The organism is Faunimonas sp. B44, from assembly GCF_052655945.1.
The window spans coordinates 491435-516233 of the sequence record NZ_JBQYEX010000004.1 but is presented as its reverse complement, the minus strand read 5'-3'; the positions used below and the strand labels follow the sequence as shown (position 1 = coordinate 516233).

At 69.8% G+C, this 24799-nt stretch carries 26 protein-coding genes; 19 read left to right on the top strand and 7 right to left on the bottom strand.

Features of this window, described 5'->3' with window-relative positions:
* Window positions 1-17 precede the first annotated feature (17 nt).
* Together ACUN0C_RS11455 and ACUN0C_RS11450 are read left to right on the top strand one after the other, a co-directional pair.
* Window positions 18-2042 carry a capsular polysaccharide biosynthesis protein gene (locus tag ACUN0C_RS11455; RefSeq protein ID WP_445466485.1) on the top strand — a complete coding sequence of 675 codons (2025 nt, stop codon included), beginning with the start codon at window positions 18-20 and terminating at the stop codon, window positions 2040-2042.
* Between the two features lie 371 nt (window positions 2043-2413).
* Window positions 2414-3673 carry a capsular polysaccharide export protein, LipB/KpsS family gene (locus tag ACUN0C_RS11450; protein ID WP_445466484.1) on the top strand — a complete coding sequence of 420 codons (1260 nt, stop codon included), beginning with the start codon at window positions 2414-2416 and terminating at the stop codon, window positions 3671-3673.
* An 8-nt stretch (window positions 3674-3681) separates the two neighbouring features.
* On the opposite strand, the gene ACUN0C_RS11445 is transcribed toward ACUN0C_RS11450, so the two are convergent.
* Window positions 3682-4671, bottom strand: coding sequence for a hypothetical protein (locus ACUN0C_RS11445; RefSeq protein WP_445466483.1), 990 nt, complete (start codon window positions 4669-4671; stop codon window positions 3682-3684).
* 398 nt (window positions 4672-5069) lie between these two features.
* Between ACUN0C_RS11445 and ACUN0C_RS11440 the strand changes: the two genes are divergently transcribed.
* Complete coding sequence (locus ACUN0C_RS11440; RefSeq protein WP_445466482.1) at window positions 5070-6266, top strand: porin; 1197 nt, start codon at window positions 5070-5072, stop codon at window positions 6264-6266.
* A gap of 390 nt (window positions 6267-6656) precedes the next feature.
* On the top strand, window positions 6657-7013 hold the full coding sequence (locus ACUN0C_RS11435; RefSeq protein WP_445466481.1) for a sulfotransferase: 357 nt from the start codon (window positions 6657-6659) through the stop codon (window positions 7011-7013).
* A 12-nt stretch (window positions 7014-7025) separates the two neighbouring features.
* On the opposite strand, the gene ACUN0C_RS11430 is transcribed toward ACUN0C_RS11435, so the two are convergent.
* On the bottom strand, window positions 7026-9281 hold the full coding sequence (locus tag ACUN0C_RS11430) for a transglycosylase SLT domain-containing protein (protein WP_445466480.1): 2256 nt from the start codon (window positions 9279-9281) through the stop codon (window positions 7026-7028).
* A 151-nt stretch (window positions 9282-9432) separates the two neighbouring features.
* On the opposite strand from ACUN0C_RS11430, the gene dapA reads away from it, so the two are divergent.
* A complete protein-coding gene (dapA, locus tag ACUN0C_RS11425; RefSeq protein WP_445466479.1) occupies window positions 9433-10311 on the top strand; it encodes a 4-hydroxy-tetrahydrodipicolinate synthase in 879 nt (292 codons plus the stop codon).
* 4 nt (window positions 10312-10315) lie between these two features.
* Window positions 10316-10789: an SsrA-binding protein SmpB gene (gene smpB / locus ACUN0C_RS11420; protein WP_445466478.1), complete on the top strand. Its 474-nt coding sequence runs from the start codon at window positions 10316-10318 to the stop codon at window positions 10787-10789.
* Here the strand turns inward: smpB and ACUN0C_RS11415 are convergent.
* On the bottom strand, window positions 10786-11439 hold the full coding sequence (locus ACUN0C_RS11415; RefSeq protein ID WP_445466477.1) for a uracil-DNA glycosylase: 654 nt from the start codon (window positions 11437-11439) through the stop codon (window positions 10786-10788). The two genes, smpB and ACUN0C_RS11415, sit on opposite strands and share 4 nt — an antisense overlap.
* Entirely contained in the window at window positions 11436-12047 is a 612-nt protein-coding gene (locus ACUN0C_RS11410; RefSeq protein WP_445466476.1) for a LabA-like NYN domain-containing protein, read from the bottom strand. Before ACUN0C_RS11410 ends, ACUN0C_RS11415 begins: the two co-directional genes overlap by 4 nt.
* A gap of 176 nt (window positions 12048-12223) precedes the next feature.
* On the opposite strand from ACUN0C_RS11410, the gene rpoZ reads away from it, so the two are divergent.
* The 13 genes from rpoZ to gatA all read left to right on the top strand — a co-directional run bounded on the left by rpoZ (window position 12224) and on the right by gatA (window position 23037).
* Window positions 12224-12595, top strand: coding sequence for a DNA-directed RNA polymerase subunit omega (rpoZ, locus tag ACUN0C_RS11405; protein WP_445466475.1), 372 nt, complete (start codon window positions 12224-12226; stop codon window positions 12593-12595).
* A 132-nt stretch (window positions 12596-12727) separates the two neighbouring features.
* Window positions 12728-14935 (top strand): RelA/SpoT family protein, encoded by a 2208-nt coding sequence (locus tag ACUN0C_RS11400; RefSeq protein WP_445466474.1) that lies wholly within the window; start codon window positions 12728-12730, stop codon window positions 14933-14935.
* Between the two features lie 56 nt (window positions 14936-14991).
* Window positions 14992-15621: a DUF2062 domain-containing protein gene (locus ACUN0C_RS11395; RefSeq protein ID WP_445466473.1), complete on the top strand. Its 630-nt coding sequence runs from the start codon at window positions 14992-14994 to the stop codon at window positions 15619-15621.
* A complete protein-coding gene (locus ACUN0C_RS11390; RefSeq protein WP_445466472.1) occupies window positions 15590-16354 on the top strand; it encodes a pyridoxine 5'-phosphate synthase in 765 nt (254 codons plus the stop codon). Before ACUN0C_RS11395 ends, ACUN0C_RS11390 begins: the two co-directional genes overlap by 32 nt.
* Window positions 16351-16767 carry a holo-ACP synthase gene (gene acpS, locus ACUN0C_RS11385; protein ID WP_445466471.1) on the top strand — a complete coding sequence of 139 codons (417 nt, stop codon included), beginning with the start codon at window positions 16351-16353 and terminating at the stop codon, window positions 16765-16767. The genes ACUN0C_RS11390 and acpS overlap by 4 nt, the downstream gene beginning before the upstream one ends.
* A 75-nt stretch (window positions 16768-16842) precedes the next feature.
* Complete coding sequence (gene lepB, locus ACUN0C_RS11380) at window positions 16843-17607, top strand: signal peptidase I (protein WP_445466470.1); 765 nt, start codon at window positions 16843-16845, stop codon at window positions 17605-17607.
* Complete coding sequence (rnc, locus tag ACUN0C_RS11375) at window positions 17604-18302, top strand: ribonuclease III (protein ID WP_445466469.1); 699 nt, start codon at window positions 17604-17606, stop codon at window positions 18300-18302. Before lepB ends, rnc begins: the two co-directional genes overlap by 4 nt.
* Window positions 18287-19222, top strand: a complete 936-nt coding sequence (era, locus tag ACUN0C_RS11370; RefSeq protein WP_445466468.1) for a GTPase Era — start codon at window positions 18287-18289, stop codon at window positions 19220-19222. Before rnc ends, era begins: the two co-directional genes overlap by 16 nt.
* 9 nt (window positions 19223-19231) lie before the next feature.
* Window positions 19232-19969: a DNA repair protein RecO gene (recO, locus tag ACUN0C_RS11365; RefSeq protein WP_445466467.1), complete on the top strand. Its 738-nt coding sequence runs from the start codon at window positions 19232-19234 to the stop codon at window positions 19967-19969.
* A 32-nt stretch (window positions 19970-20001) separates the two neighbouring features.
* The gene (locus tag ACUN0C_RS11360) at window positions 20002-20700 is read left to right on the top strand and encodes a metal-dependent hydrolase (RefSeq protein ID WP_445466466.1); all 699 of its coding nucleotides are present in this window, start codon (window positions 20002-20004) and stop codon (window positions 20698-20700) included.
* 79 nt (window positions 20701-20779) lie between these two features.
* Window positions 20780-21067: an Asp-tRNA(Asn)/Glu-tRNA(Gln) amidotransferase subunit GatC gene (gatC, locus tag ACUN0C_RS11355; RefSeq protein ID WP_445466465.1), complete on the top strand. Its 288-nt coding sequence runs from the start codon at window positions 20780-20782 to the stop codon at window positions 21065-21067.
* A gap of 3 nt (window positions 21068-21070) precedes the next feature.
* Complete coding sequence (locus ACUN0C_RS11350) at window positions 21071-21547, top strand: GNAT family N-acetyltransferase (RefSeq protein WP_445466464.1); 477 nt, start codon at window positions 21071-21073, stop codon at window positions 21545-21547.
* Window positions 21544-23037: an Asp-tRNA(Asn)/Glu-tRNA(Gln) amidotransferase subunit GatA gene (gene gatA / locus ACUN0C_RS11345; protein WP_445466463.1), complete on the top strand. Its 1494-nt coding sequence runs from the start codon at window positions 21544-21546 to the stop codon at window positions 23035-23037. The genes ACUN0C_RS11350 and gatA overlap by 4 nt, the downstream gene beginning before the upstream one ends.
* A gap of 9 nt (window positions 23038-23046) precedes the next feature.
* Here the strand turns inward: gatA and ACUN0C_RS11340 are convergent, their stop codons facing one another.
* The 3 genes from ACUN0C_RS11340 to ACUN0C_RS11330 form a co-directional block, all read right to left on the bottom strand.
* On the bottom strand, window positions 23047-23397 hold the full coding sequence (locus ACUN0C_RS11340) for a DUF488 domain-containing protein (protein ID WP_445466462.1): 351 nt from the start codon (window positions 23395-23397) through the stop codon (window positions 23047-23049).
* Window positions 23394-24341 (bottom strand): UPF0104 family protein, encoded by a 948-nt coding sequence (locus ACUN0C_RS11335; protein ID WP_445466461.1) that lies wholly within the window; start codon window positions 24339-24341, stop codon window positions 23394-23396. Before ACUN0C_RS11335 ends, ACUN0C_RS11340 begins: the two co-directional genes overlap by 4 nt.
* A 90-nt stretch (window positions 24342-24431) precedes the next feature.
* On the bottom strand, window positions 24432-24683 hold the full coding sequence (locus tag ACUN0C_RS11330; protein ID WP_445466460.1) for a DUF6455 family protein: 252 nt from the start codon (window positions 24681-24683) through the stop codon (window positions 24432-24434).
* Window positions 24684-24799: the final 116 nt, after the last annotated feature.

Below are 24799 nucleotides of genomic sequence, written 5' to 3'. Positions count from 1 at the left end.
GAACCGACCCGGAGACCATGACCGTGCCGGCCCGCATCGCCCTTCCCAGCCCGGGACTCTGGCGAATCCGGCATGACCTGCATGTCCTCACCGGCCTCCAGCCGACGCCGCTGATTTCACCGTCGGCGGCGGCCGTCGGAGGCTGGGGCGACAAGAGGTCGGGACGGCGCGCGGCGCGGTGGGCGGCCCGAGCGGGCGTCCCCTGCCTCGCCTTCGAGGACGGCTTTCTGCGGAGCGTACGGCCGGGCCGCCACGAGCCCGCGCTGTCCTACGTGATCGACCGGACCGGCATCTACTACGCCACCGACCGTCCGAACGACCTGCACGCGCTCATCGCGCGCGAGCCGCAGCCTGAGGCGCTCCGGCGCGCACGGTCAGCAATCGCGGAGATCCGGGCCAGGCGCCTGTCGAAATACAATGACGGGCGGATGGCACTGCCCGACGAGCTCCACGGCGCCGACGGCCTCGTCATGGTGGTCGACCAGTCGCTCGGGGACGCCTCGATTCGGGGGGCGGGCGCCGGCGCGTCCGCGTTCGAGGCGGCGCTCGCGGCCGCAGTCGCGGACCATCCGTCGGCCAGGATCGTCGTGAAGACCCATCCCGACAACCTGCGCAAGGGATCGGCCGGGCACTTCGCCTCGGCGCGCCAGGTCGGCGCAACGATCGTCGCCGACCGCATCAATCCGTGGCTGCTCCTGGAGCGCTGCAGGGCGGTTTACGCGGTGTCGAGCCTGCTTGGCTTCGAGGCGCTCATGGCCGGCCTCCCGGTGATCTGCTTCGGCGCGCCGTTCTACGCCGGCTGGGGCCTGACCGACGACAGGGGCGCCCGCCCGCGGGCCGGGGTCGAGCGCTCGCTCGAGGCCGTGTTCGCGGCTGCCTACCTTGATTATGCACGCTACCTGGACCCCTACGACAGGCGCGAGACGACGCTCGAGGACACGATCGACACCCTCGCGTTCCTGCGCGACCGGTTCCACGAAAACATCCCGCGCACCGTCACCGCAGGGTTCTCGCCGTGGCGGCAATGGGCGACGCGGCCTTTCCTCGACGGCCCGGACGGGCCGCCGATCAACCGGCTCACCCTGCGGAGCGCGGATGAAGCGGCCGGCCGGATCGGGGGCCGGGTGGCGCTGTGGAGCGTGGATGGCGACCGGACAACGACCCGCAGCCCGCTCGTCCGCATGGAGGACGGCTTCCTGCGCTCGCGCGGCCTCGGCTCCGAGCTCGCGCTGCCGGCGTCGCTCATCGTCGACGAAGTCGGGATCTACTTCGATGCGCGCCATCCGAGCGGATTCGAACGGATCGCCAATGAAGCGACGTTCGACGAGGCGCTGCTTGCCCGCGCGGCGCGCCTGCGGGAGCGGATCGTGGCGGCCGGCGTCACCAAGTACAATGTCGGGAGCGTTCCCGACCCGCTGCCGCGGGACGTTCCGGGGCTGCGGATCCTGGTCCCCGGTCAGGTGGAGAACGACGCCTCGATCCGCTTCGGATCGCCTGCCGTGCGGACGAACCTCGCGCTGCTGAAGGCGGTCCGGGCGGCCCACCCGGACGCCTTCATCGCGTATAAGCCGCACCCGGACGTCGAGGCCGCCATGCGCAGCGGCCGCATCGACCCCGCCGAGGCGCTGCGTCATGCCGACCGCGTCGTGACGGGCGCCGCGATCGGACCGCTGTTTGCGTGGTGCGACCGGGTCGAGACGATGACGTCTCTCGCCGGTTTCGAGGCGCTGCTGCGCGGCCGGGCCGTCGGCACGCACGGCCTCCCGTTCTACGCCGGATGGGGGCTGACGGAGGACCGCCTGGCGGTTCCGCGGCGCGCGCGCGCGCTGACCCTCGACATGCTCGTGGCGGCGGCCCTCGTGCTTTACCCGCGCTACGTCGATCCCAGGACGCGGGTCGCGTGTCCTCCCGAAATCGTGATCGAACGGCTGCTCGACGACCCCGAGGGGCGTGTCGGATTGGCGCGGCAACTCGCCGTCCGAACCGGGCGGCTCGCGGGCTTTCTGCGGAACATCATGCGGGCAGGGCCACGGCGGCGATGATGCACTGCAGCGTCATTGAGGTATCGCCTGCCGCAGTGTAAGTTCGTGCCGGTGTTCCGGTGAGTTTCACGGGGGTAGCGCACAACGTTGCGCTGCGGGCGGGGTTCATGCTGCTGGTATCTGGCGATGCGTCGCGCATCATTCGCCGTGTATTTCCTCGCGTTCGGCCCGGTGGACCCGGCACCGCGGCAGGTGCGGCGGCGAAACGCGCCGCGGCAGGTGCGCCTGAAACCGCGCGGCATCACGAACGGGCTTTGGCTCCCGGCCGCCCCGTTGGCCTCGAAAGGCCCCTGATCGTCCTGCTGCAAGGCCCGGTCGGGCCGTTCTTCGGCCGGCTACAGCGCCATCTCCAGGCAAGCGGCTACCGCACGGTGCGCGTGAATTTCAACGCGTCGGACTGGTTCTTCTCGGAGAAGCGGAACGTGATCAACTTCGCCGGCGACCTGGCGGGGTGGGAGCGGTGGTTCTCCGCATTCGTGGACGATGCCCGGCCGGATTGCATTCTCTACTTCGGATGCCAGAGGCCGATCCACCGCATAGCCCATGAGATCGCGGCGCGCGCACGCATCCCCGTCTTCAGCTTCGAGGAAGGCTACATCCGGCCCGGCTTCGTCACGATGGAGCGGAACGGGAACAACGCGATGTCGCCGCTCGCGGGACGGGAGCGCGCGCTCACCACGCCGGTCAGGCGGACCGAGCTGCCGGAGCCCGGGGCGGCGTCGGGCTTCTTCGCGATGTGCGGGTATGCCTGGCTCTATTACGTGCTGCGGAGTGCGGCGGAGATCGTCTACGGCCGCACCCTGTTTCACCGCGAGCGCCGGGTCGTGCCGGAATTCGGCCGCTGGCTGCGCAATGTCTCGCGGAAGGCGTTCCACTGGCGTGCCAACCGGCGCACGATGGCCGAACTCACCGGCGGCGCCAAGCCGCACTATCACGTCGTCGCGCTGCAGGTGCACGACGACATGCAGATCCGCTGCCATGGCCGCGACTGGGACAACGAGAGGCTGATCGTGGCGAGCCTCGCCTCCTTCGCGCGCTCGGCGCCGGCGCGGTCGCTGCTCGTGTTCAAGGTCCATCCGCTCGACCGCGGCCATTTCAACTACCGCGCCTTCATCCGGCGCAAGGCGAAGCTGTTCGGCTGCGAGGACCGGGTGCGCGTGCTCGACGACGGCTCGATCGCGCAGGTGGTCCGCTCGGCCGCCGGGCTGATCACCGTCAACAGCACGTCCGCCATGTCCGCGCTCTATCACGGCACGCCGCTCCTGGTTCTGGGCGACGCCCTGTTCCGCCATCCGGAACTGGCCACCTGCGCCGAGGACGCGGACGATCTCGACAGGTTCTGGACCGAGGCGTTTCCCGCCGACCCGATCAAGGCGCACAACTTCCTCGACAATGTCCGCAAGGAAGCGCTCGTCCCCGGCTCCTACTACAACAGGGCCGGGCAGGATTCGATGTTCGCCCGGATCGTGGAGCGAATGGAGACGGCCGGTGTGAGCGCGTCGGCGCGCCGGCGGAGGCTCTTGATCGTGCGCGGCGGCCAGGGCGCACGACGCACGGAAGAGCCGAAGGAGGGGCCGGCGCTCGGCCTGGCCGAGCCGGTGCGGCATGCCGAAGGCGCGACCGAGGGCTGACCCGCTCCTCAGGCCGGGCGAACCGGTCCGAGCCGTTCCATCCAGAACGTTCTGACGCGGGCCGGGTCGCCGATCCGGAGCGCAGTCTCCTGGCCGGCGAGGGCAAGGTCCCGCGCCCGCGCCCGGTCTTCGACCAGGCTCAGGATCGCTTCGGCCCACGCGTCCGGGTCGTCGGGCAGCAGGAGCCCGTCTTCGCCGTGGCGAATCACGCCGGCATAAGGCTCCCTTGCGCTGTAGAGCCCGGCAGCCCGAAGCTGCGCGACGTCCAGGATCTTGCTGGTGGAGCGCGCGCGGTTGAATGCCGTGTCGCGCGCGGGCGCGAGCGCAATGTCGTAGCAGTCCTCGGCCAGGCGCCGCCGGTAGCCCGGCCACGCGCTCTGCCGCTCGTTCCGGACGTTCGGCAGCCCGGCGAGCTCCGCGGGTGCCCGGTCGCCCAGGAAGGTCGTGACGACGACGTCCGGCCGCCGCGCCACGACAGATCGTATCGACGCGGCAATCATGCCGACGTCCTCCGCATGCGAGCCGGTGGCCGGGATGACGATGCGCGCCGGCTCGGAGAGGCCTCCCCGCGGCGGCGCGAGCCGCGGCGCAGGGAGGCACGGCGCGAGCAGGGCGCCCGGGATCGGCTTCAAGCGGTCGAGAATCGCCTGCGACGGCGTGACGATGGCCGTCGCGACATCGAGTATCCCCGGCAGGACCTCGTCGCGGAAGCGGGCAAGCCGCCGGCGATAATACTCCGGCAGCCCCGCATCGGCATCGAGCGCCCAGAGGTCGTCGTCGAGGAGGTAGAAGACCTCGCGCGCGCTCCGGGCGGAACGCAGCGTGGCCGGATCGGCGTAGCGGACGATCACCAGGGCGTCGCCGCAGCGGAAGCCGGTCCGGCCGGCCGGCACGACCGGACGCCCGCGCTGCCACGGCCAGTCCCGGATCAGATCGCCGACGGCGTAGCGGACGTAGATGTCGACGGTCGGTATCGGTGCATGCCCTCTTCGGCGCATCGACCGCGGTCCTCCTCGAGTGCCCCCGGCGACCGGCACAGGAGCGGCTGTGCGACGGCCGGCGGGGCGTTTCCGATTCTCTCTTGCCACATTTGGCGCTTGCCGGGCGGCGTGAACTTGGCGGATTACCCGCCTCCCGCGCTATCCGCCGGCTGCGAAGCCCGGAAACCCGCCACTTTCGTGGCAAAACTGCAACATGGATTTGCAAAGGCTGCGGCGGTCCCAAGAAGGCGTTGCTCCGGGCACGGGGATGAATAGTGTCACCTCAGGCAGCCGATCGGCGGCCACTGTTCCACAGCGGACAGAGAGGGGCAGGGGGCCAAACTTTCCGACCGGACGGCTGTTCGGGGCCAGGAGAGAAACTCTCTTCCCATTCAACTTGGACTGGAGGTCTAGTAATGAACCTTAAGAGCCTTCTCTTCGGCTCGGCGGCCACTCTGATGGTCGTCACCGGGGCACAGGCCGCCGACCTTCCCGTTGCGGCCGAGCCGGTCGACTACGTTCGGGTCTGCGATGCCTTCGGCACCGGCTTCTACTACATCCCGGGAACCGAGACCTGCCTGAAGGTCGGCGGCCGGGTGCGTGTGGAAGCGCACTACACCGAGGGGCCGCGGAACGGCTTCAACAACTACACGACCCGCGCCCGCGGCTACGTGACGTTGGACGCCCGTACCCAGAGCGACATCGGTCTCGTTCGCGCCTACGTGAACATGGCCATGACGGTCGGCCCGCAGAACGGCGTGAACTACGCAACTGCTCCGGCAAACGCCAGCGGCGCCTGGCTGTGGGAAGCCTTCGTTCAGATCTCGAACGACATGGGCACCTTCACCGCCGGTCACACGGCGTCGCAGTTCGACTTCTGGGGCACCAACCTCTACGCGACCCGCGTCGGCATCGACGATCCGACCACCGAATTCACGCTGTTCGCCTACAGCTTCAACGTCGGTAACGGCGTGTCGGCGACCGTGTCGTTCGAAGACGCTGCGTCGGGTGGCCGGAACAACGGCATCATCGACGTTCTTGCGCCGAACCTCGGCGGGAATGGCGGCCAGCGCTACCCGGACGTGGTCGCCAACGTCCGCATCGACCAGGGCTGGGGCTCCGCCCAGGTCATGGGCGCGCTGCACAACGTCCGCTCAGCCTTTGCCGGCATCGGCAGCGAGCTCGGCTGGGCGGTCGGCGCCGGCCTCAGCGTGAAGGTCCCGGGCACGGGCATCAGCTTCGACTCGCAGGGCACCTACGCCCGTGGCGCTTCCGGCTATGCCTCCTCGCTCGGCCAGCCGGACGCAGCCGTCAACGCAGCCGGCACGAACCTCGACCTCTACGACGTGTGGTCGATCCGCGCCGGCCTGAGCGCCGACATCACCTCGACGATCGGCGTCGCGATCGACGCGTCCTACACGGACACCGATGCGCCGGCAGTCGTCGGCCGCGCCGGCGACTCCCAGGATTGGGGCGTGGGCGGTCACATCGAGTGGCGTCCGGTTCGCGGCCTGATCATCGGCGGCGAGGTTGCCTACAACCGCACCAACCCGCGCGTCGGGCCGGATGCGGACATCTGGGGCGGCATGATCCGCGTGCAGCGGACCTTCTGATCCTCCGATCAGTTCGATCCAAGGGAGCCCGGCCTTGCGCCGGGCTCTTTCTTTTGGGGCGCATGGGACAGCGGCGCCAGGCGTTGGGAACGCCGCACGCAATGCTCCCGGCGGCACGCGCTGCGGCTCCCCTGGCGATGACGGCGTTCGGGGAACGCGCGAGCGACAGCCAACCTGATCGAGGCCCCCCCCCGGGCCGCGAAGGGCCGGAGCGGCCGAAGCCGCTGCTGCAGGCCAGGGGCACTGGAGATCGGGCAGACCTGGGGCGTGCCCCTCTCGCGCTCGCGCAGCCTGGCGCCTCGGCGATATGCCGTCATGCCCGCGAAAGGCGGGTAGCCTCACCAGTGGGCGTCTCGCGCGCGCTTCCTCGATGACTGCGACATCCACAGCGTGGATCCCACGACGCTCGGCCGCTCTTGCCGGGTATACCACCGGCTCATCGAGCACTGGCGGACGGTCCTGCCGGTCGACATGGTCGACGTCCGCTGCGAGGATCTCGTGTCGGATCGGGAGACGGGCATCCGGGCGCTCGCTGCGGCGGCGGGACTGGAATGGAATGGGATCCCGAGTGCCTCGCCTTCCACCGCTCGTAGCGGCTCAGACGGCGCGCTAGGTCGCAGGTGCGGGAGCCGATCCACGGGCCGCCGGCGCGAGGGCTGGCGGCGCTATGCGCATCACCTCGGGCCGCTCTTCGAAGCGCTCGGCGACCTTGCCCCGCCGTTCGATGGCGGGAGCGGGGCAGGCTGACGCGGACGACGATCAGCCGCCGACCGGCACGCCGCGCATGAGGTCCTCGGTGAGCGAGAGCGGCTTGCCGAGGCGCGAACGGTAGACCTGCACGTTCTCCATGACCTTCTGGACGTAGTCGCGGGTCTCGTCGAACGGGATCCGCTCGATCCAGTCCACTGGATCGACGGTGCCGCCGCGCGGATCGCCGTAATTCGCGACCCATCGGATGGCGCGGCCGGGGCCGGCATTGTAGCCCACGAAGGTGAGGATGTAGGACTTGCGCAGCCGGCCCAGGAGGTCGCCGAGATGCTCCGCCCCGAGCGTGGCGTTGTAGTGCGGGTCGGACAGGCGGTGCAGCGCGAACGGCATGTTGATCGAGCGCGCGGTCGCCTCGGCCGTCGCCGGCATCAGCTGCATCAGCCCCTGGGCGCCGACATGGCTCCTCGCGGTCGGGTTGAACGCGCTTTCCTGCCGCGCAACGGCATAGACGAGCGCCCGATCGACGCTGTTCGGCACCTTCACCTGCGCCGGCACGCCGATAAAGGGCGCGAGCGCCGCCACCGGAATGCCACGGCTGTCCGCGAGCTTACCGGCGGCCATCGCGGTGTGCGGCTGGCCGATTCGGCGCGCGAGCGTGGCCGTCATGGACAGCTGGCCGGGGGAATCCAGCGTCGAGCCGAGCGCGCGGAGGAAGATGCCGGCGCGGTCGGCGTGGCCCGCGGCGGCGAGCCGGCGGACCGCCTTCGCCAGCTCGTTGGAGGCGAAGCCGACCCGGTCGCTCGCGGAGGGGCGGCTGATCCGCTCCAGGCCCGTGGTCTTCAGGCCCATCTTCTCGCGGGCGAGCTGACCGTAGAAGGTGGCGCCGTAATTGGCGGCCTTGTCGTAGGCGAGGCGGGCGGAGAGGTGGCGCTCCTGCGCCTCAAAGGCGCGGGCGAGCCAATAGGCCGCGCGCGCCGAGGTCCGCGCCATCCCGGCGATCTCGGAGAGCTTGCGGAAATGCGCCTCGGCCACGCGCGGACGGTCGAGGAAGCGGAGCGCATACCAGCCGGCATGGAACTCGGCCTCGGCGCGGTCGCGGGCGGATTCGGCATGATGGCCGGCGACCACCTCGTAGGCGAGCTCCGGCATGTTGCGGTCGAGCAGCTGGCGCGAAAGGTCGCGCCGTTCGTCCCACCAGCGGTCGCCGTCGCCGAGATGCGCCTCGTCGCCGTCGACCGCCAGCATGATCTGCGCGGCCGCGAGCGGCTTGTCTGCCCGCCTGAGCAGCCTGATCTGGGCGAAGCTGTAGAGCGGGTCCTGCAGGAACCGGCTCGAGACGCCCTTGAGGAGCGTGGGTCCCTCGTCGCGGCGGTCGAGGACGGCCGTCACCGCGCGCGCGAACTGGTCGTAGCCGGCCCCGAGCCGCTGCGCCTGGTCGATCGCGTCCTGGGTGCGCCCGGCGAGCACGAGCTGGCGGAATCGGCCGAGATGATCGGCGCGGGTGAGGTAATCCGGGAAGTTGACCGCGATCTTTGCGGCGACGGTCCGCGTGACCTTCTTGTCGCGCCAGAGCTCCCGGACGATGGCCTCCGCCTTCGCCCCCTCGCCGTGCGCCTGCAGCGCGCCGGCATAGGCGAGCTTCGCGCCCGTCGTCACGGGCGGCGCCTCGGCGAAGAAGGCGAGAATCTCGCCGCGCGAGGGACTGGAGCGGAACAGCGCTTCCTCGGCGCGCTGGGCCATGCGAGCGGCGTCGGGCCAATCGGCATGGCCGTCGACGAGGGCACGGATCTCGCGTGCGGAAAGGCCGGAATTCGGCGCCCGCGCCACCCACCAGGTGACCAGCCTGCGGTCGAACTCGCTGGGCAGCGCCGAAGCGAGCCGGAGCGCACGGGGATAGTCGTCGGCGCTGACGGCATCGAGGGCCGCCTTCAGCCGCAGGTCGGGCTCGAAGCCGTAATAGGGGGCGCTCGGCGCCGCGTTGCGGGCAATCACCGGCGCCGGCGCAACAGCGGCGTCGGCTGCAGCGGCGCTGAGGGCCGCCAGCCCGACCGCGCCGGGGCGCGGGCGCGGCAGAGCGGTCGCGCGCGGCGCGGCGGAGGCGCTCTGAGCAGGCTTGCCGGCCGGCTTCGCGGCCCTGGACGCCGAAGCGCTCTTCGGCTTCTGGGTCGGGGCCTTCGCGCCCGCCTTCTTCACCGCCGGGGCGGCTTCGGAATGAGACGACGCCAGAACCGGCGCCATGACGAGCGCAGCGCTCCCCACGCCAAGCACGAGGAACGCTGCGGCGAGCGCGGAACCGCGCCGTCGCACTGAGGCAACCCCTTCCACCATCAGGGCAAAGCACCATGAACTTGTGTCTGCAAGATGGCACGAAAATCGCATCGGCGGAACTGCGCTTGCCCTGGCACGGCCGCCTCTCTATCGTCCCGCGCCGAATTCGAACCAAACATTCGAGGAAACGATGTTCAGGGGGTCGATACCGGCGCTCGTGACGCCCATGCGCGACGGGGAGTTCGACGAAGCCGCGTTCCGGGCCTTCGTTGACTGGCAGGTCAGCGAGGGCAGCAACGGCCTCGTTCCGGTCGGCACGACGGGCGAATCGCCGACGCTGTCGCACGACGAGCACCGCCGCGTGGTGGAGGTCTGCATCGAGGTCGCGAACAAGCGCGTGCCGGTGATCGCCGGGGCGGGCTCCAACAACACGCGCGAGGCGATCGAGCTCGCGGAGCACGCCGAGCGCGCGGGCGCGGACGCGGTCCTCGTCGTGACGCCCTATTACAACAAGCCGAGCCAGCAGGGCCTCTACGCCCATTTCAAGGCGGTGGCGGACGCGATCACGATCCCGCTCGTCATCTACAACATCCCGCCGCGCTCGGTCGTCGACATGAGCGTCGAGACGATGAAGCGCCTCTTCGAGGATTGCGAGAACATCATCGGCGTGAAGGACGCGACGGCGAACCTCGCCCGGCCGAGCCTGCAGCGCCACGCGATGGGCCCGGACTTCGTGCAGCTCTCGGGCGAGGACGCGACCGCGCTCGGCTTCATGGCGCATGGCGGCCACGGCTGCATCTCGGTGACAGCGAACGTCGCGCCGCGGCTCTGCGCCGAGTTCCAGGAGGCCTGCGCGGCGAAGGACTTCGCGACCGCGCTCGAATACCAGGACCGGCTGATGCCGCTCCACCGCGCGCTCTTCCTGGAGCCGAGTCCGGCGCCGACGAAGTACGCCCTGTCGGTCCTCGGCCACATGAGCGAGGAGGTGCGCTGCCCGATCATGACCGTGTCCAAGGAGACCCGCACGGAAGTCGACGCCGCTCTCCGCCATGCCGGCCTGCTGAACTGAGGCGATGGCGAAGAAAGCGAGCGAGCAACGGGCGATCGTAGCGGACAACCGGAGGGCACGCTTCAACTACGAGATCGGCGAGACCTTCGAGGCCGGGATCCAGCTCGCCGGCACGGAGGTGAAGAGCCTGCGCCAGAGCAAGGCCAACATCGCCGAATCCTACGTGAGCCCGGAAGGCGGCGAGGTCTGGCTGATCAACTCCTATATCCCGGAGTACCAGCAGGCGAGCTTCTTCAACCACGAGCCGCGGCGGGCGCGAAAGCTGCTGCTCCACAAGCGGCAGATCAACCGGCTGCTGGGCGCGGTCAACCGCGAGGGCATGACGATCGTGCCGCTCAGGCTCTACTTCAACGACCGCGGCCGCGCGAAGGTCGAGATCGCGCTCGCCAAGGGCAAGAAGGTGCACGACAAGCGTGAGACGGAGAAGCAGCGCGACTGGGCGCGCGAGAAGGGCCGGCTGCTGCGCGAGAAGGGTTAGGCGTCCCGCAGGTCGGCTCTGATGCGGGCGACGACGGCGTCGAACATCGCGGGCGTCAGCACGCCGGTGTTCGTGTTGAGGCGGGAGCAGTGATAGCTGTCGTAGATCCGCAAGCCGCCCGGCGTGGCGTGGACGGCGCCGTGGGCGAAAGGCACGTCCTTCAGGCGCAGCCCGAATGCCCGCGCGACGCTCTCATGCGCGATCCGGCCGAGGACCAGCATCGCCCGCACATGGGGGTGCGCGGCGAGGGTGCCTTGCAGATAGAGCCGGCAGGTGCCGATCTCCGTCGGCAGGGGCTTGTTGGCGGGCGGCACGCAGCGCACCGCGTTCGTCACCGCGGCGTCGACGAGCGTCAGGCCGTCGTCGATGCGGGCCTCGAAGCGGCCGGCGGCGAAACTATGCGCGATGAGCGTCCGGTAGAGCAGCTCGCCGGCATAATCGCCGGTGAAGGGGCGGCCGGTGCGGTTGGCGCCGCGCAGCCCGGGCGCGAGGCCCACGACGAGGAGCCGTGCCGCCGCCGGCCCGAAGGTCGGCACCGGCGCGTTGTGCCAGAGCGGCTCGCGGGCGCGCCATTCCTCCCGGAAGGCGACGAGGCGCGGGCAGAGCGGGCAGTCGCGCGGCGGCTCGGCCGGGCCGGGAGCCGTGCTCACAGGTCCTCGTACTCGTCGTCTTCCTCGTAGGCGTCGCCCTGCGGCGGCGCGTAGTCGCGCTGCTGCCGGGCCGGGCGCTGGGCCGGATCGCGCCCAACCGTCTCCGCAAGCGTCGAGAGCTCGAGGAAGTGGTCCGCCTGGCGGCGCAGGTCGTCCGAGATCATCGGCGGCTGCGTCCGCATGGTCGAGGCGACGGTGACCTTCTTGCCCTTGCGCTGCAGGGCTTCCACCAGGCAGCGGAAGTCGCCGTCGCCGGAAAAGAGGACGATGTGGTCGACGTGCTCCGCGAGCTCCATCGCGTCGACGGCGAGCTCGAGATCCATGTTGCCCTTCACCTTGCGCCGGCCCTGCGCGTCGGTGAACTCCTTGAGCGGCTTCGTGACGATGCGGTAGCCGTTGTAGTCGAGCCAGTCGATGAGCGGCCGGATGGAGGAGTATTCCTGGTCCTCGGCGAGCGCGGTGTAGTAGCTCGCGCGGACCAGGTAGCCCTTGGCGCGGAAGTCGGCGAGCAGGCGTCGGTAATCGATGTCGAAGCCGAGCGAGCGGGAGCTGGCGTAAAGGTTGGCGCCGTCGATGAAGACGGCGATCTTCTCGCGGGGGTCGAACACGGCGGTCTCCAAATGGCTCGAATGAAATGGCCGGGCGCGGGCCCGCTGAAAGGCGTCGTCGATAAGCGTTTGCCGGCTTAGGTCAAGCCGTCGCGCGGCTTCGTGCACAGGAACCTTGAATCGGGCGGCCGGACTCTCTACACAAGCGGGCAATTCCCGACATAGGAGGCCCATCCATGGCGCGCGTCACCGTGGAGGATTGCGTCGACAAGGTCGACAATCGCTTCGAACTCGTCCTGCTCGCAGCCCACCGCGCCCGCATGATCTCGAACGGATCGCCGCTCACCGTCGATCGCGACAACGACAAGAACCCGGTCGTGGCGCTGCGCGAGATCGCCGACACGACGGTCTCGCCGGAGGATCTGGCCGAGGACCTGATCCATTCGCTGCAGAAGTACGTCGAGGTCGACGAGCCCGAGGCGATCCCCTCGGCGCTCGAGGCCGACAGCCCGATCGAGGACAGCGACGTCACCTTCGACCGCATGTCGGAGGAGGAGCTGCTGCGCGGCCTGGAAAGCCTCGACCCGCCCGAGCGGCGCGAGGACTGACGGTCCGGCCCGGAGCCGGTGGGGCGCAGCCGGGCTGCGCCCTTTCTTTTTGCGGCGAATGCAGGCGCGGCGGCGGCCGGGCTTCTATATTGATGGTGTTTTCAGCGGCTCGACGCGACGGAACTGCCGGCGATGATGCGCCAATACGAACTGGTGGAGCGGGTCGCGGCCTATAACCCGCAGGTCGACGAGGACCTGCTGAACCGCGCCTACGTCTACGCCATGCAGAAGCACGGCACACAGCGGCGCGCCTCCGGCGATCCCTACTTCTCGCACCCGCTCGAAGTGGCGGCGATCATAACGGACATGCATCTCGACGACGCCTCGGTCGCGGTGGCGCTGCTGCACGACACGATCGAGGACACGAGCGCCACCAAGGAGGAGATCTCGAACCTCTTCGGCCCGCAGATCGCCAACCTCGTCCAGGGCCTCACCAAGATCGACCGGCTCGACCTCGTCTCCCGCGAGGCCCAGCAGGCCGAGAACCTCCGCAAGCTCCTGCTCGCGGTGTCGGACGACATCCGCGTGCTCCTCGTGAAGCTCGCCGACCGCCTGCACAACATGCGGACGATCCAGTACGTCAGCGAGGACAAGCGGGCCAGGATCGCCGAGGAGACGATGGAGATCTATGCGCCGCTCGCCGGGCGCATGGGCATGCAGGCGGTCCGCGACGAACTCGAGGATCTCGCCTTCCGAATCCTCAACCCGGACGCCTACGCCACCATCTCGAACAAGCTGCAGGCGCTGCTGGAGCGCACCGGCGGGATGGTCGACACGATCAGCACCGGCCTTCGGGAGCGGCTCGCCAAGAGCGGGATCGAGGCGATCATCAAGGGGCGCCAGAAGCGGCCATACTCCATCTTCGCGAAGATGCAGCGGAAGTCGGTCGGCTTCGAGCAGCTGTCGGACATCTTCGGCTTCCGCGTGCTCGTGGAGAACCTCGAGGACTGCTACCGCGCACTCGGCGTGGTGCACACGGCCTGGCCGATGGTGCCCGGCCGGTTCAAGGACTACATCTCGACGCCGAAGCAGAACGAGTACCGCTCGCTCCACACCACCATCATCGGGCCGAAGCAGCAGCGCGTCGAATTGCAGATCCGCACGCACGAGATGGACCGGATCGCCGAATTCGGCATCGCCGCGCACCCGCTCTACAAGGACGGCATCGCGGCCGACCGCGACCGCCTCGCCGCCGAGAGCCGCGCCTATGCCTGGCTCCGCCAGACCGTCGACCAGATCGCCCACGGCGACGCGCCCGAGGAGTTCCTGGAGCACACCAAGCTCGAGCTCTTTCAGGACCAGGTCTTCTGCTTCACCCCGAAGGGCCGGCTGATCGCGCTGCCGCGCGGCGCCACGCCCATCGACTTCGCCTATGCCGTCCACACCGAGGTCGGCGACACCTGCGTCGGCGCGAAGGTGAACGGGCAGCTCGCGCCGCTGGTCCAGGCGCTGCAGAACGGCGACGAGGTGGAGATCATCCGCTCCGAAGCGCAGCGTCCGCCGCCGGCCTGGGGCTCGATCGTCGTCACCGGCAAGGCGCGCGCAGCGATCCGCCGCGCCACGCGCGCGCATGTCCGACGCCAGTATGCCGGCCTCGGACGGCACACCCTGGAGCGCGCCTTCGAGCGGGCGGGGAAGGCCTACGCCGACGCGGCGTTCAAGAACGGCCTGCACCGGGTCGGCTACACCGACGTGGAGGATGCGCTCGCCGCCGTCGGCCGCGGCGACCTCAAGCCGGAAGCCGTGCTCAGGGCGCTCTTTCCGGATTATCGCGAGGATCGCGTCCACCCCATCCTCGCCGCCTCGGAGGAGGGCTGGACGGCGGCGGGCCGGACCGGGCTGAAGTTCCGCCTGCCGCCCGAACCCGCGGTGAACGGGAAGAAGACGCGCGCGCTGCCGATCCGCGGCCTCGACAAGGACGTGCCCGTCCGCTTCGCCCCCGAGGGCGGAGCGGTTCCGGGCGACCGGATCGTCGGCATCATGATGCCGGGCGAAGGAATCACCATCTATCCGATACAATCGCCGCAGCTCGGCCGATTCGACGACGAGCCGGAGCGCTGGGTCGACGTCCGGTGGGACATTGCGGAGGATTCCTCCGAGCGGTTCCCCGCCCGGATCCGGGTGAGCGCGCTGAACGAACCGGGGTCGCTGGCGATGATCGCGGACGTGGTCGGCGCGTCGGACGGCAACATCGACAATCTGCGCATGGTGGAGCGCGGCCGCGACTTCACCGAAATGGAGATCGACCTGGAGGTCTGGAACCTGAAGCACCTCAACCGGATCATAAACGACTTGCGGGCAAAGCGGGTCGTGAGCAGCGTCTCCCGGGTGAACGGCTGATGGCGCTCGTCATGCTTGCGAGGAACACGGCGTGATGCGCTGCGCGGGGCGTTCGGATGCTCTTCAGGCGGCGTAGCAAGGCGAGCCTCGCGGAGCGCTGCCGCGTGTGGCTCTGGCCGCGCGTGAGCTGGCGGCGCTCGACCCGCTACTTCACGAAGCGCGTGCTGCGCGTCTCGGCGCGCCCCTACGCGGTGGCGATGGGCTGCGCGGTCGGCGCATTCGTCTCGTTCACCCCGTTCATCGGGCTGCACTTCATCCTCACCTTCCTGATCGCGTGGCCGCTCAGGGGCAACCTCATCGCGGGCGCGATCGGGACGGCGGTCGGCAATCCGCTCACGTTCCCCTTCATCTGGATGGCGACCTACAAGGTCGGCCACATGATGATGCACGGCGAGGCCGAGCCGCCGCCGGAGCGGCTCGCGCACGATCTCCTGCACAAGTCGTTCGACCAGCTCTGGCCGCTGATAAAGCCGATGACGCTGGGGGCCATACCGCTCGGAATGGTCGCGGGCGCTATCGTCTATTTCCTGGTCTACAACGCGGTCTCGACCTACCAGAGCGCGCGCCGCGCCCGCTTCGCCGCATGCAGGCCCGACGGTTCCGAAGTGCCGGCCGCGTCGGAGCCCGACCCGTCCTCTCCAGAAAGTCTCACCTATGGCAGCTCGGCCCCTGCGCCTCGGCGTTAACATCGACCATGTCGCCACCGTGCGGAACGCGCGCGGCGGCCGGCACCCGGACCCGGTCCGCGCCGCGATCAAGGCGGAGCGCGCCGGCGCGGACGGGATCACGGCGCATCTGCGCGAGGACCGGCGGCACATCACCGACCGCGACATCGAGCGGCTCCTGGCCGAGATCGGCCTGCCGCTCAACCTGGAGATGGCCGCCACCGACGAAATGCTCGGCATCGCGCTGAGGCACCGCCCGCACGCCGCCTGCATCGTGCCGGAGCGGCGCGAGGAGCGCACGACCGAAGGCGGCCTCGACGCCGCCGGCGCCCGGCGCCACCTCGAGCCCTTCGTCGGCCGGCTGGTAGACGCCGGCATCCGCGTTTCGCTGTTCGTCGAGCCCGACGCGGTCCAGCTCGAGGCGGCGAAGGCGCTCGGCGCCCCGGTGGTCGAACTGCATACCGGGCGCTATTGCGAGATGGCGGAAGAGGCGACGGGCGGCGAGGGCGAACTCGCCCGCCTGGCGCAGGCGGCGCGACACGGCGCCGCGCTCGGGCTCGAAGTGCATGCCGGCCACGGCCTCGGCTATGCCACGGTGAAGCCCGTTGCCGCGCTGCCGGAGATCGCGGAGCTCAACATCGGCCACTTCCTCGTCGGCGAGGCGATCTTCGTCGGGCTCGAGGCGAGCGTGCGGCGCATGCGCGCCCTCATGGACGAGGCCCGGCCGCTCGGCAGCGCGGAGGCGGCGAAGTGATCGTCGGGATCGGCAGCGACCTTATCGACATCCGCCGCGTCGAGAAGACGCTGGAGCGCTTCGGCGAGCGCTTCGTCCAGCGCGTCTTCACCGATGTCGAGCAGCGCAAGTCGGATCGCCGCCGGGCGCGCGCGGCATCCTACGCCAAGCGCTTCGCGGCGAAGGAGGCCTGCGCCAAGGCGCTCGGGACGGGCCTGCGCGACGGCGTGTTCTGGCGCGACATGGGGGTGGTGAACCTCCCGTCGGGAAAGCCCACCATGCGGCTCGCCGGCGGTGCGGCCGAACGGCTCGCGGCGCTCATGCCGGCCGGCTGCGACCCGGTGATCCATCTCACGATCACCGACGAGTGGCCGCTCGCGCAGGCTTTCGTGATCATCGAGGCGCTGCCGAAAGCCGCCGTCCCGCCGCAATGATCCGGTCCAAGACGCGCATTGCGGCGGCCGGCCATGGCCGCTACACCGAACACACCCATCGAGCAGGACGGAGCCATGAGCGTGGCTGAACGCAGCGCCGGTACGAAGCCGAAGGAGCACGGCGGGATCGGCGAGACCATCAAGGTCATCATCCAGGCGCTGCTGATCGCGCTCGTGTTCCGGACCTTCCTCTACCACCCGTTCAACATCCCGTCCGGGTCGATGATGCCGACGCTGCTCGTCGGCGACTATCTGTTCGTGTCGAAGTTCAGCTACGGCTACAGCCGCTATTCCTTCCCGATCGACCTGCCGTTCGTCAAAGGACGCGTTCTGGGCTCCGCACCGGAGCGCGGCGACGTGGCCGTGTTCCGCCTGCCGCGCGATCCGAGCACCGATTACATCAAGCGCGTGGTCGGGCTGCCGGGCGACAAGATCCAGGTGAAGGACGGCGTCCTCTTCATCAACGGCGAGGCGGTGAAGCGCGAGCGCGTCGACGATTACATCGGGCAGACGCCGTTCGGGCAGACGGTGCGCATCCGCCAGTACCGCGAGACGATGCCGAACGGGGTGAGCTACCTGACGCTCGACATGACGGAGACGGGCGAGAAGGACAACACCGAGGTCTACGAAGTGCCGCCCGGCCATTACTTCATGATGGGCGACAACCGCGACAACTCTACCGACAGCCGGTTCCTCCAGTTCGTCGGCTACGTGCCGGAGGAGAACCTCGTCGGGCGCGCCGAGATCATCTTCTTCTCCGTCGACGAGGACGCCCGGCCCTGGGCGGTCTGGCAGTGGCCGGAGACGCTGAGGGTCGGCCGGTTCTTCGATCTCCTATGAGGCGCGACGCGGGCCTGTCGGGGCTCGAGGAGCGACTCGGCCACCGCTTTCGCGACGAGGGCCTGCTGGTGCGGGCGCTCACCCATGCGAGCGCGATCGCCAACGCATCGGAGCAGCTGGACACCTACCAGCGGCTGGAATTCCTCGGCGACCGGGTGCTGGGGCTTGTCATCGCGGACATGCTGGACGAACATTATCCGGAGGCGCCGGAGGGGGAGCTGTCGCGCCGTCTCGCCCGTCTGGTGAGCGGCGAAACCTGCGCGAAGGTCGCCAAGGACATGGGCCTGCCGTCCCACCTGCGCATCGGGGGCAGCATCCGCAGCGCCAGCCGCGCGACGAACGGCGTGCTCGCCGACGTCTGCGAAGCGGTGATCGGCGCGGTCTATCGCGACGGCGGCTACGAGGCTGCCCGGCCGCTCGTCGAGCGGTTCTGGCGCGACCGGCTGGAGACGATGCGCGGCCCGCTCCGCGACGCCAAGACCGAGCTCCAGGAATGGGCGCACCGGCACGGCTTCGAGACGCCGGTCTACGAGGAGGTCCAGCGCTCCGGGCCGGATCACGCGCCGAAGTTCGAGGTCGAGGTGAAGATCGGCGGCACTGAGGGCGGCAGCGGCAGCGGCCCCTCCAAGCGCGAGGCCGAGCACGAGGCCGCCGCCGGCGTGCTCCGCAGGGAGGGCGTATGGAAGCCGGCGTGAAGGAAGAGGATGCCGGGGTGCCCGCGACGCGCGCCGGCTTCGTCGCGCTCATCGGCGCGCCCAATGCCGGCAAGTCCACGCTCCTCAACGCGCTCGTCGGCTCCAAGGTCTCGATCGTCACGCACAAGGTGCAGACGACGCGGGCGCTCGTCCGCGGCATCACGATCCACGATGCCGCCCAGATCATCTTCGTCGACACGCCCGGCATCTTCGCGCCGCGGCGCCGGCTCGACCGCGCCATGGTCACCACCGCCTGGGGCGGTGCCGCCGACGCCGACGTCGTCGCGCTCCTCATCGACGCGCGGAAGGGGCTGACGGATGAGGTGCGGGACATCGTCGGGAGGCTCGGCAGCGATTTCCCCGCCAACCGCCCGAAGGTCCTCATCCTCAACAAGATCGACGTGGTGAAGCGCGACCGGCTGCTGGCGCTCGCGGCCGAGGCGAACGAGGCGGTCGCGTTCGACCGCACCTTCATGGTCTCGGCGCTGACCGGCGACGGCGTCGCCGACTTGATGAACTACTTCGCCGCCGTCATGCCGGCGGGCCCGTGGCTCTACCCGGAGGACCAGATGTCGGATCTTCCGCTGCGCGCGCTCGCCGCCGAGGTGACGCGCGAGAAGCTGATGATGCGGCTCCACGAGGAGCTCCCCTACGAGTCCACGGTCGAGACGGAGAAATGGACCGAGACGCCGAAGGGCGTGCGCATCGACCAGGTCATCTACGTGGCCCGCGACAGCCAGCGCAAGATCGTGCTCGGCAAGGGCGGCCAGACCATCAAGGCGATCTCGATGGCGGCCCGCCACGACCTCGCGGAGATGGTCGGCAAGCCCGTCCACCTGTTCCTGTTCGTCAAGGTGCGGGAGAACTGGTCCGACGATCCCGAGCGCTATCGCGAGATGGGCCTCGAGTTCCCGCGCTAGGGGCCGGCGATGCAGTGGAGCGAGGAAGCCATTGCCGTCGGCACCCGCAGGCACGGCGAGGGCTCCGTCATCCTCGAGGTGATGACGCGCGAGCGCGGGCGCCATCTCGGCATGGTGCGCGGCGGCCGCTCGAAGGCGATGCGCCCCGTCCTGCAGCCCGGCAACACGCTCGTCGTCACCTGGCGCGCCCGTCTCGACGAGCATCTCGGCACGTTCCGGGCGGAGCCGGTGCTGGAGCGCGCGGCCGCCATCATGGCATCGAGCGTCGCCACGTTCGGGCTGCAGCTCCTGGCCGAGCACCTGCGGCTCCTGCCAGAGCGCGACCCGCATCCGCGGCTCTACGACGTGCTGGAGATTCTCGTCGACCATCTCGACGACCCGATCGTCGCCGGCGCGCTCCTCGCCCGCTTCGAGGTGCTTCTCCTCGACGAGCTCGGCTTCGGCCTCGACCTCGACAGCTGCGCGTTGACCGGGGCCGCCGAGGATCTCGCCTATGTCTCGCCCCGGACGGGCAGGGCGGTCTGCCGCGCGGCGGCCGAGCCTTACGCCGCGCGGCTCCTGCCGCTGCCGGCGTTCCTGACGAGCGCCGGCGCGGCGCCGGCCTTCGACGGCGCCGACCTTGCCGCCGCATTCGCCTTGACCGGGCATTTCCTGGAACGGCATGTCTGGGAGCCGCGCGGCCGGCCCGCGCCCGATGTGCGGCACGCCTTCCTGCGCGCCGTCCACGACCGGGCGATCGCCGCCTGACGATCCTGACCACCGAGCGCACGGAGAGCAGCATGAAGATCACCTGGTTCGGCCATTCCGCATTCCGCGTCGAGTTCGGCGAGGCGGTCATCCTGATCGACCCGTTCCTGTCGGGGAACCCGACCTTCGAGGGCGACCTGAGCGACGCCTCACGCGGCTGCACGCACGTGCTCCTGACGCACGGCCACGACGACCACATCGGCGACGCGGCGTCGATCTGCGGCGCGACGGGCGCGCAGCTGGTGAGCTCGTTCGAGGTCTGCATGTTCCTGGCGGCGCAGGGGGCGGAGAAGGTCAACCCGGGCAATCACGGCGGCACCGTCGATTGCGGGCCGTTCACGGTCTCCTTCGTGAACGCCCTCCATTCGTCCTCGACGATCAAGGACGGGCGGCCGATCTATCTCGGAAACCCGATGGGCCTCATCGTGAAGGCGCCGGGCCAGCCGACGCTCTATCACATGGGCGACACGGAGATCTTCGGCGACATGGCGCTCATCGAGGAGATCCACCGCCCGGAAATCGGCATCGTGCCGATCGGCGACCGCTTCACGATGGGGGCGCGGACGGCGGCGATGGCCTGCCGGCGCTTCTTCAACTTCCGGCACGTCGTCCCGGCGCACTACGCCACCTTCCCGATGCTCGACCAGAGCGCGGACCGCTTCCTCGCCGAGATGGGCGACCACGCCTCGCGCGTGATCGTGCCGGAGCGTCTGACCCCGTTCGAGGTGTAGGGCGGCCCGCAATTGTCTCGCCGGCCGCCGCGGTCTATAGCCGGGCGATCCGAGCCCACCGGCACCCGCGGGAACTCCCATGTCCGTCGATCTCGCCACCGTTAAGCGCGTCGCGCATCTCGCCCGCATCCGCGTCACGGACGACGAGGCTGCGGCCCTGCAGGACGAACTCAACGCCATCCTCGGCTTCGTCGAGCAGCTGAACGAGGTGGACGTGGAGGGCGTGGAGCCGATGACGTCCGTCATTCCGATGACGGTGAAGCGGCGCGAGGACGTGGTGGACGACGGCGGCATCGCGGACGCGGTCGTCGCCAACGCGCCGCTCACCGAGGAGAACTATTTCCTCGTGCCCAAGGTCGTGGAGTAGGCCGTGGCGATCGCCGTCGCCGTCGAAAGCCCGCTGCAGGACGAGGTGCGCCTGCTCGTCGGCGAGCTCAACGACGCGCTCCTCGCGCTCACCCCGCCGGAGTTCTGCTTCCACATGAGCGTGGAGGAGATGGCGGACGCGGAAACGACCGTGTTCGTCGCGCGGGACGGCGGGCAGGCGGTCGCCTGCGGCGCGCTTCGCCGGCATTCGGACGGCATCGGCGAGGTCAAGCGCATGTATACCCGACCGCACTGGCAGGGACGCGGCATCGGCGGGGCGATCCTCGCCGGCATCGAGGCGCTCGCCCGGCGCGAGGGCCTGACGCGCCTGGTCCTCGAGACCGGCGACCGCCACCCGGCCGCGTGGCGCGTCTACGAGCGGGCCGGCTTCACGCGCTGCGGGCCGGTGCTCGACTACCCGGATTCGGAATGGTCCGTCTTCTACGAAAAGCCCCTCAGCCAGCACGAACAGGCCGCATGAGCGATCTCACCGCCCTCACCATCGCCGCCATCCGCGAGGGGCTGCGCAAGAAGGAATTCTCGGCGGCCGAGCTGACCGAATCCTATCTCGGCGCGATCGACCGCTCCAACGAGGCGCTCAACGCCTATGTCGCCGTTACCCACGAGCGCGCCCGCGACATGGCGGCGGAAGCGCAGCGGCGGATCGCGCGCGACGAGGCGCGCCCGCTCGAAGGCGTGCCGCTCGGCATCAAGGACCTGTACTGCACCCGCGGCGTCCACAGCCAGGCGGCGAGCCACATCCTGGACGGCTTCGAGCCGCCTTACGAATCGACCGTGACCGCCAACCTCTGGCGCGACGGCGCCGTCATGCTCGGCAAGCTCAACATGGACGAGTTCGCGATGGGCTCGTCCAACGAGACGAGCCATTACGGGCCGGTCGTCAATCCGTGGCGCCGAAAGGCGGCTGCCGGCGGCGCAAACGACGTGCGCCTCGTTCCGGGCGGCTCCTCCGGCGGCTCGGCGGCCGCCGTGGCGGGCCGTCTCTGCGCCGGCGCGACGGCGACCGACACCGGCGGCTCGATCCGCCAGCCGGCGGCGTTGACCGGCACCGTCGGCATCAAGCCGACCTATGGCCGCTGCTCGCGCTGGGGCATCGTCGCCTTCGCCTCGTCGCTCGACCAGGCCGGGCCGATCGCCCGGACCGTGCGCGACGCCGCGATCCTCCTGAAGAGCATGGCCTCCGTCGACCCGAAGGACACGACCTCGGCCGACGTCGAGGTGCCGGATTACGAGCTGGCGGTCGGCGAGAGCGTCCGCGGCCTGAAGATCGGGATACCGAAGGAGTACCGCATCGACGGCATGCCGGCGGAGATCGAGAAGCTCTGGCAGGACGGCATCGACTGGTACCGCGCCGCGGGCGCGCAGATCGTGGAGATCTCGCTGCCGCACACGAAGTACGCCCTGCCGGCCTACTACATCGTGGCGCCGGCGGAGGCCTCCTCGAACCTCGCCCGCTATGACGGCGTCCGGTACGGCCTGCGCGTGCCGGGCGACGACATCATCGACATGTACGAAAAGACGCGGGCGGAAGGCTTCGGCCGCGAGGTGAAGCGGCGCGTGCTGATCGGCACCTACGTGCTGTCGGCCGGCTATTACGACGCCTATTACCTGCGCGCGCAGAAGGTGAGGACCCTCATCAAGCGCGACTTCGAGACGGTGTTCGAGGCCGGCATCGACGCGATCCTCACCCCGGCGACGCCGTCGGCGGCGTTCGGCATCGGCGAGAAGGCGGGCGGCGACCCGGTCGAGATGTACCTGAACGACATCTTCACGGTGACGGTGAACATGGCCGGCCTGCCGGGGATCGCGGTACCCGCCGGGCTCGACGCGGCCGGCCTGCCGCTCGGGCTGCAGCTGATCGGCCGGCCGTTCGACGAGGCGACGCTCTTCCGCGCGGCGCAGGTGATCGAGGATTCCGCCGGCAGTTTCGCGCCGGAAGCCTGGTGGTGACGCCGCCGGTCAGTCCCGTGCCGCGAGGCGCGCCTCGAGGATGGCCTTCAGCGCCACGGCGTTGTTCCGCTCTTCGTCGCGGGCGGCGAAGAGCAGGGTGAGCCGCTCGCTGCCGGCGGAGGCGAGGAGCGCGTCCAGCTCGTCACCCCGGTCCTTCAGCTCGTCGCGATAGCGCACCCGGAATTCCTCCCATCGCTCCGAATGGCCGTGAAAGGCCCGGCGAAGCTCATGGCTCGGGGCGATCTCCTTCGCCCATTCGTCGATCGCCGCCTCGGCCTTCGCGAGGCCCCGGGGCCACAGCCGGTCGACGAGGATGCGCCGGCCGTCCGAGGGATCGGGCGGAAGATAGACGCGCTTCACGCCGATGGCGCCGCCTGCAGGTTCCGTTCGCTTCGTTCCCCCTTCGCGCCCCATCCCGAGAGCTCCACGATGGCGAGCAGGGTACCGCCGATCAGGAGCGGCACGAGGAAATAGACGATGCGGAACGCGATCAGCGCGCCGACGACGTCGCCGTTCCCCACCACGAGCTTTATCACGTATTCGAGCACGCCGAGGCCGCCGGGGACGTGCGCCAGGAGCGCGGAGACGTTGCCGAGCACGTAGGCGGCGACCGCCTTGAAGAAGGGGGCGGCGCCGGCGAGGAGGAAGTAGAGCGCCGAGGCGACGAAGGTGAAGTTGAGGGTGCCGATGCCGACCTGGGCGAGCGCAAGCCACGCCTTCGGCAGGTGGAAGGAATGGCCGCGGATGCAGATGCGCCGGCGGACCTTCGCGCAGGCGAGCACGTAGAGCGCGGCAAGCAGAAGGGCCGTGGCGCCGAGGCTCCGCATGACGAGCGGCGAGAGCCCGGTCACGTCCTCGCCGAGATCGGGCGCGGCGATGAGCACGATGCCGGAGAGCACGCCGAGGCCGAGTGCGACGGTGATCGCGCAGGACAGGACGATCTTCGCCACGTCGGCGCCGGAGAGACCGTAACGCGAATAGAAGCGGTAGCGCATCGTGCCGCTGCTGAGGGCGGCGACGCCGACATTGTGCCCTATCGCGAGAGAGACGAAGGAGGTGAGCGCCACCTTCGGATACGGCAGCGTGCGGCCGGCATAGCGGACGCCGATCGCGTCGAACCAGGTCAGGCAGAAATAGCTGCCGGCCGTGCAGGCAAAGGCGAGAGCGAGGCTCAGCGCGGGAATGCCGAGCACGGCAGCCGTTATCTCTTCGAGACCGCGGCCCTCGAGTGCCCGGTGGCCAAGCCAGAGCCCGAGCGGCAGCATGACGACGGGAATGAGCGCGGAGAGCTTGCGCAGGTTCACGGGGGGCGTCCTTTCGACGAAGGAAGCGCGCCGCGGCGACATTGTTCCCGCTCGCCGGTCGAGGGCCGGTGCGATCCCCACCCTCGAGGTTCAGTCCCGGCCGCTCAGCCTGCGGAAGATGTCGACGTTCCGGCAGAAGTCCGGCGGCTCGGCGCCGTCCTGCGCCTCCGCCAGCCAGTGCGCGCATGCCTGTTCGGCGTCGCAGCCCATGCAGGCGGCGGTCGCCGCCCGGAGGTCGCGCCCGAGCACGAGCCCGCTCTCCCGCGACAGGTCGACTCCCGTCCGGCGCATCATCTCGCCCATCAGGCGGCTGTGCCTGTCGGCCCTGCGAAGCAGTCCCATCGGCCGGTCCTTTCGTCGGCAGAAGGGGCATCGATAGCGCGCCCGGCCGCCGCCGCGCCTTGACGCGGATCAAGAAGCGCCTTCACCGGTCGTTCACCATGCGCGGAACTATTCAG